Annotated in this window: 4 protein-coding genes and 1 pseudogene; 1 reads left to right on the top strand and 4 read right to left on the bottom strand. The window is 44.8% G+C overall.

All coding sequences use genetic code 11. The annotated features are described in order from the left end of the window. From BpJC4_RS15195 to BpJC4_RS15180, 4 genes and pseudogenes are all read right to left on the bottom strand, one after another. Window positions 1-1476 (bottom strand): TM1802 family CRISPR-associated protein (locus tag BpJC4_RS15195; protein ID WP_151698156.1); only part of this gene is annotated, 1476 nt, incomplete at its 3' end. A gap of 287 nt (window positions 1477-1763) precedes the next feature. Then, window positions 1764-2300 (bottom strand): annotated as a pseudogene (locus BpJC4_RS15190) (transposase); the annotation flags it as partial. Between the two features lie 1414 nt (window positions 2301-3714). Next, a complete protein-coding gene (gene rlmD, locus BpJC4_RS15185; RefSeq protein ID WP_151681120.1) occupies window positions 3715-5118 on the bottom strand; it encodes a 23S rRNA (uracil(1939)-C(5))-methyltransferase RlmD in 1404 nt (467 codons plus the stop codon). Between the two features lie 55 nt (window positions 5119-5173). Continuing rightward, window positions 5174-5755, bottom strand: a complete 582-nt coding sequence (locus BpJC4_RS15180) for a hypothetical protein (protein WP_151681121.1) — start codon at window positions 5753-5755, stop codon at window positions 5174-5176. A gap of 178 nt (window positions 5756-5933) precedes the next feature. Between BpJC4_RS15180 and putP the strand changes: the two genes are divergently transcribed. Beyond that, window positions 5934-7412 (top strand): sodium/proline symporter PutP, encoded by a 1479-nt coding sequence (gene putP / locus BpJC4_RS15175; protein ID WP_151681122.1) that lies wholly within the window; start codon window positions 5934-5936, stop codon window positions 7410-7412. Window positions 7413-7830: the final 418 nt, after the last annotated feature.

Here is a 7830-nt window from a genome sequence, read left to right as displayed (position 1 = left end):
TATTAAGCTAAGATCTTGCAACATTTTCAAAAACAATTGCGCTCGCACCATCGCGTCTACTAAATTATAATCGTTATACTCTTTTTTATCGTTATACTGATAAACACTATAGTTCGCATACATGTGAATTTTCGCAAGTTGTGCAAATTGCGCAATTAACCATTGATAGGAAAGCGGTTTATTCGTTAATAGCGACTCATAGACTTGTAAAATTTTGCGCTTTTCGGAATTTTCTCCACCTTGAGCATGCATTGGAATTAAATAGTAAATAGGTTCTAAACCAAAATTGAATTTTTCGTTTTCAAAAAAGCGTTGCCCAGTTTCTCCAATTTTCCTCATCGCGGAACGTAGCCGTCGAAAATGAGTGAGGGGAACATCAGATAACAGCTTGTTCACTTTTAAAGCCGACTGTGTTTTTGTGTAAAAAAGAAAATGTAACGAAATATGGTTGTCCATTTGGTATTCGTATTCTTTGTAGTCTTCGATTTCCTGTTCCAAATCCTCCGCAACTTTCACCGTTTTGATTGTGCGGACAAACCGATGAATATGTTCACGAATCTTTTCAAATGGAATATTTTCAAACGGCACATCGTATAGAAAGTCTGGGATAATATAACAAGGGAGACCACTGAAACGAGTATTAAAGTGGCGAAGAATATAGGCTTCTCCCGCCATAATCGCTTGATAAGCATCTTTACTGATGGATAAATTTTTGACAAATGATTTCTCCTCAAGGTCGCTCGCAAAGTTGATTTTGTCATTTATGTAATAGTTGAATTTTAGTTTTGTCGTTTGACCTGTAACCAAACTTTCCTCATTAGTAAGAGCGCACACTCCTTTTTTTGCATGTTCAAAAACACTTAATTTTTGGGCAATCACAAGCCGTTCATATTCGGGTTGCGAAACTACAAGTTGTCCATCGATAGCCAACGTGTATAGTAGAACATCTTTCGCCCGGACATTAGCTTCTTTTTCCATAAAAGTTTGGAATTGTTTTGCAACTGCTTTGACAGCTTTTTTCGCACTTTTTTCCGTTAATTCGCCGCCAACATAGGCTGGATTAAACACATAGCGATATCGTTCTTCCGATTTTTTTTCCGCTCCAAGATCTACGAAGAAAACATTTTGCACTTCTTGTAAAAGAGAGTAATAGGGGTCCTCTTGGTTCCAACGATCAAGGAGATTAGTAATCGTCTGACTAAGCAAATATTCGACATTGTTAATGCTCACGGTTCCAAACCATTGCGGACTCGCAGCTCCATCCACCGTACCAATCCATAACAACTCCGATGACGTTGATTCTCCTATTTCCTTCGGCGTTAACCGAACTCTTTTTTCTGTAAGCGAAAAATCAACAATAACAGCGTATTTAATGGCATCATCGGACCTGGCAATCGGTAGAGTCATAGATTGAATCATAGATGGATTTTCCGCTGTTAAATAGTTCTTTCCCAAAGCATAAATGGTTTTAATCAACTTAAGCACCTCCTTATATTTTGAGCAGTTTTATGGTATGCCAAATAAACTTGCCGTTTCCATTTTTTGCAAGTTTTTCTGTCAACTCCGAATTTCATGCCGGCATTAGAAAAAAGCATAATAAAGGCGCTCAAGGGTTGGACGCCATCTGTTGGTTAAGCTGACTTTTAGTTTCCATTGGCGCCCCTGGTAACCAGCTTCGAAGCCATGATGATCATGTTCTGGATGACGGTTCTAATTCTCCTCCTCGTGGCTCTCTTTTTCAGAGGGGCATCCTGTTCTCTCAAGCCTTCCTGCCCGATGTAAGCGAACATGGGGGCGTAACCGTCACAGCCTTTATAGGTTCTTTCCACGCCTTCCTTTTTCGTCTTGGAATTGTCAAATGGGGAGACATCTAGGTCAACCGGTATATATGCCTTGTCTTTGGTGTAAACAGGGCTGATTTCAGCATTTGTCCGGCGGATGAGATTCAGTGATTCTTCATGCAGGATCTCTTTCCACTTTTTCGTCAAGGCAGCCTGGTCTAGACGCTGCCTTAAAGTCGGGCTGGAAGGAACCCTTTGGATATCCAAAGCCAGTTGAAAGAAGGCATCATCCCGGAATGTTTCAATATGATCAAAATCGCTTTTCCCCTGACAAAGCAGGCCGATATAGGATTTGGCTACATCGCCATTGGAGCAGCTGGGATTTCTGGAAATCCCCGGCAGTTTATAGGCATTTAACTTTGAAGCTAAATTTGTTTGATCTAGTAAATTTCCTACAATCGCTAATCCAGATTGGGCAACAATCCGTTCATTGGTATATTCTGTAATAAACTTTTTCACAAGATCACCTGATTGTGGAATTGGTTAAATTGGATTTATGCCCATATTATACTTGGTTTTAAGCGAATTGTATGACTTTGTGTGAAATTTTCGTCACGTATTCAGGAAAGATATAAATCGGATTGTATAGAAGCGGTTTTAACGAGCCCTTCTAAGCATGACTTCCCTGCGGATGAATCAACTCTTTACCGTTGGCTAGATTGTTTTTCGTTTTATGTAGAGTACTGGATCAATTGCCTTGTATCCATTAAGCTTCAGACAGAACAAGATGGGGACGATCTGAATGTTTGCCCGGAATTTCAGAAACCGCACTCCAAAAATTAGGGCGATTGGTGGGCAATGTCCCCAGATGGCTGACACGTGTTGTCCGGCCCCTTGTAAATTTTTATTTTTGGATACATACCCGTTCTGCATTCTTGACCGCTGGGGGTTGATCTACACTCATGATAGACAAATAGGGTCAACTGATGTTCCTTTTTTTGGACATTGAAATGGCCTCCAAGTGCAAGGCTTTTCACATATTTTCCAAAAACGCTTACACTTTATATTCAACAAAAGTGGCTAAAACCCTTGTAATCAGCAAGCCCTAACTACCGTTCACGCTGTTTTTTTACGCGTGAACGGTCCTTATACCCCTTCTAACTACCATTCGCGCTGTTTTTTTATGCGTCAACGGTCCTTATACCCCTTCTAACTACCGTTCGCGTTATTTTTTTGTGCGCGAACGGTTCTTACACCCTTTCTAACTACCGTTCGCGTTATTTTTTTGTGCGCGAACGGTCCTTATACCCCTTCTAACTACCATTCGCGCTGTTTTTTTATGCGCGAACGGTCCTTATACCCCTTCTAACTACCATTCGCGTTATTTTTTTGTGTGTGAACGGTTCTTACACCCTTTCTAACTACCGTTCGCAATATTTTTTTATACGTGAACGGTCCTTAAAACCCTTCTAACTACCATTCGCGCTGTTTTTTATGCGCGAACGGTCTTTACACCCTTTCTAACTAGGGCTTGCTGAACGAATCAGATGCAAGCCCTGTTTTATTTTTCACCGAATGGTAAAATATACCATTTTTTGGTCTCCAAGCGCAAGGTTTTTACGCATTTTCCAAAAACGCTTACACTTTATATTCGGCAAAAGTGGCTAAAACCCTTGTCAAATCTGGAATTTTTGCTTATTCAGCAAGCCATCGAGTAGGAGGAGGTGACTAGCCCCCGTCCTCTCGGCGAATCAGGATGCCTCTGAACGTAATGCCATTGAAGGCAAATACAAAAAGAAAGTACTTATGATTGGTCAAATTTTGGAAAATAGAGGACGAAAAGGATCCCCATACAGAACAAGTGTTTGAACATAAGAAGGCCCTGATTTCGGAAAAGTTTATTTTCACAAAATCAGGGCTGGATCAGAAATCTTTATTTTGGATCGGAAAAGTTTATTTGTGGGCTACAACCGAGTACAAGCCTTGCCACTGCTTCCACGTGCACGGTCTGCGGGAACTGATCCACCGGCTGGACGTCCGTTGTGCGGTAGCCGCCGTCCTCCAATATACGCAAATCGCGCGCCAACGTGGCCGGGTTGCAGGAAACATAGACGACTTTCCGCGGCTTCATTTCCAAAATGGTTCGAAGCAGCGACTCGTCACAGCCTTTGCGCGGCGGGTCGACCACCAACACATCGGCGGTGTTCCCTTCTTCGTACCATTTTGGGATGACTTCTTCCGCTTTCCCCGCTTTAAAATTTACATTCAACATCCCGTTCAGCGCCGCATTCCGTTTCGCGTCTTCAACCGCTTCCGGCACAACCTCAACGCCGAACACTTTTTGGGCCTTTTGCGCCAAGAAAAGCGAGATCGTCCCAATGCCGCAGTAAGCATCAATGACGGTTTCACTGCCGGTAAGCTCCGCGTACTCGAGCGCTTTTTCGTACAGCACTTTTGTCTGCACCGGGTTCACTTGGTAAAAAGAAAGGGCGGAAATGGCGAATTTTACGTTCCCGATCATGTCATATATCACATCTCTGCCCCATAATGTCTCCGTCTTTTCACCCAAAATGACATTCGTCCGTTTAGGATTGACGTTATGGATCACCGATTTTACTTTTGGAAGCCGCGAAACGATATGCTCAACCAGCTCGTTTTGGCGTGGAATTTTATCCGTCCGTGTTATCAGCACTACCATCAGTTCTTCCGTCTGCCTCCCGTACCGGGCCATAATGTGGCGGAGCACGCCGCTGTGGCTTTCTTCATTGTATGCGGGAATCCCGAGTCCGCTGCAGATTTCTTTCACCGTATGGATCGCTTCATTGACTTCCGGGAGTTGGATCACACTCTCGTCGGTATCGATAATTTCATGGGTCCTCGGTTTGAAAAAGCCGGCAACGAGTTTTCCATCCTTTTCCCCGACCGGCACCTGGGCTTTGTTGCGATATTGCCACGGGTTGTCCATCCCGATGATCGGATGGATGCGCGCACCTTCGATTTTTCCGATCCGGGCAATCACTTGGCGGACCTGGTTCTCCTTGTATTTCAGCTGCCCTTCATAGCTGATATGGGCAAGCTGGCAGCCTCCGTATTTAGGAGCGTCTTCTTTCGGGATATCAACGCGGTACGGGCTCCTTTCGTACAGGTCAAGCAGACGGCCGACCCCGTAGCTCTTATTAACTTTAATAACTTTTATTTTTGCTTTTTCACCAGGCAGGCCGTTTTTAACGAACAACGGGTAGCCGTCCACCTTGGCCACCCCTGCGCCGTCATGCGTCAAATCTTCAAAAACAACGTCTATACAATCGTTCTTTTGGACCGGTAATGTTCTTTTCATGCACGTCTTCCTTTACGTCTTAATGGCTACGGAAATTGTATCATAAAGAAAAGCGCTATGAAAAATCACTTTTTATTTTTTCCATCGGCATGCCGGTTTTTTCGGAAATAAACCGGTACAAAGCTTCCATGTCCCCGGAAGCCGCAATGCTTTTAAACTTGCCGGTTAGGGCATCAAAGCCCTTAAAATAACCATTCTCATAGTCCGGATTGTTATACATCAGCAAATATTCCTGGTAGTCTTTCACCGACATTTTATCTGTGATTTGGGCAAAGATTGCGTTCCACTTCCGGATTTCCTGTCCATAAAACGGTTTTAACAAAAACATGTTGGATTGCTGTTCCTGCTCAATTTGCTGAATAGTTTTTTCGATTTCCAATATATATTGGTAAAGGTCTTTTCTCGTACAGCCGCTGAAATGGCCCAGCACCTGCTTTTCGTAATATTCATATTGGTTTTTGAGGGTTCCCAGCTGTTTATTTTTATATTTCCGATACCATTGGATCGTTTTCCCGGCCGATCCGGCAGCCCCGATGATTTTGCTTGCACTTTTCCAATAATCGTGTACCCACTTGATCACGACAGGGCCTTGTGTTTTTATGATTTCGATCATCGATTTCACGGGGAACCAAACCATGCCGACCACTCCGCTATCACGTTATTTGCCTTTATTTTACTACAGTTCTATCCGGAATCCTTTTCTTAGAACGAAAAAATTCTTTCGGGCATTTTTTGTTACAATGATCTTTTTTTAAACATTTTCTAATGATAGACTATTTTTGAAAGTACAAAAAATAAAGGGGGATACTTCTTCTGTGAGTGACCAAACATTAAAGATGATTTCAATCGGCCTGTATATGGTGCTAATGCTTTGGATCGGGTGGGTTGCTTACCGGCGGACGAGCAACCTGGATGATTATATGCTCGGCGGGCGTTCACTCGGCCCGGCTGTTGCCGCGTTAAGCGCCGGTGCTGCCGATATGAGCGGATGGCTGCTGATGGGGCTCCCGGGCGGCATTTATGTGACCGGACTTGCCGATGCATGGATTGCAATCGGGCTGACGATCGGGGCGTACTTAAACTGGAGGCTTGTGGCGCCGCGTTTGCGCTCCTACACAAAGGTCGCCGGCGACTCCATTACGATCCCTTCTTATCTTGAAAACCGTTTTAAAGACCCGACAAAAATGTTGCGGCTTGTTTCTGCACTTGTCATTTTGATCTTCTTCACCCTTTATGTTTCATCGGGGATGGTATCCGGCGCAGTCTTTTTTGAAAACTCGTTCCATATGTCCTATTATACAGGGCTTGTCATCGTGGCAGGCGTTGTAGTGCTGTACACCCTTTTCGGCGGATTTCTCGCCGTTTCTTGGACGGATTTTGTCCAGGGACTGATTATGGTGACCGCGCTTGTGCTTGTGCCGATTGTGGCTTTTACGAAAACGGGCGGGCCGGTGGAAACGTTTCATACCGTGAAAACCATCAACCCGGAGCTGCTCGACTTTTTTAAAGGGACAACGGTACTCGGTATTATTTCTGCACTGGCATGGGGGCTCGGATATGTCGGCCAGCCGCATATTATCGTCCGTTTTATGGCCATCAAATCGGTAAAAGAAACGGCAAACGCGCGCAGAATCGGAATCGGCTGGATGATTTTATCACTCGTTGGCACATCCCTTACCGCTTTAATCGGGATCGCCTATTTCCACCAGCCAGGCCATAAACTGGCAAATCCGGAAACGGTCTTTATCCAGCTCGGGCAAATCCTGTTCCATCCGCTGATTGCCGGATTCGTACTGGCAGCGGTGCTGGCTGCGATTATGAGCACAGTTTCCTCCCAGCTTCTCGTCACCTCGAGCGCGCTGACGGAAGACTTGTACAAATTATTTTTCCGCCGGAATGCCTCGGATAAAGAATCGGTTTTCTTCGGCAGGCTGGCGGTGCTGGTTGTTTCCGTCGTGGCCGCATTGCTCTCCTTAAACCGCGACTCCACCATTCTGGAGCTGGTCAGTTATGCGTGGGCGGGGTTCGGTGCTTCATTCGGGCCGGTCATTTTTTTGAGCCTGTTCTGGAGAAAGATGAATTACAAAGGGGCGCTTTTCGGCATGATTACGGGCGCTGTCACCGTGATTGTGTGGACGCTGTCGGGGCTGGACGCCAAATTGTATTCCATGGTTCCCGGCTTTGCATTTAACCTGATTGTTAGTTACGTTGTCAGCCTGGTTACTTATCAGCACCACACGGAAATTGAGGAGGAATTTAATAACAGCGTGGCTGCATTGAAAGAAGAAGTTTAAACGCGCCGGGAAGGGGGCTGCCCATGAGTTTTTAAAAGGCCGGGCACCCTCTTTTTTATAAGTTGTCCAAGGCGGACCACGATAAGCTATATGATTGCAAGTAAAGGCTTCTACGAGACATTTCGGTCGCGGATTCACGGGCTTTTGTCTAATTGGAACCGTATGCGAGATATTTCGGTCGCGAATCCACGAGCTTTTGTCTATTTGGAACCCTCTATGAGACATTTCGGCCGCTGTCCCCCGGCTTTTGTCTAGTTGGGCTCTTCTTTAAAGACATTTTGCACGGTTTCAGGCTTTGTCTTATCTCTTAGAGGCTTTTAAGAGACACTTCACCCGGCCCACGGCTCAGCTTTGTTTCTAACAGATTTCTAAAAGATGCAGCGGATGAATTACAGCTCATATTACTTGATGGCAGCTT

The organism is Weizmannia acidilactici (assembly GCF_008974185.1).
GTDB classification, from domain to species: domain Bacteria; phylum Bacillota; class Bacilli; order Bacillales; family Bacillaceae_C; genus Weizmannia; species Weizmannia acidilactici.
The sequence above is the reverse complement of the archived record's forward strand: the minus strand, read 5'-3'. Positions and strand labels throughout refer to the sequence as shown.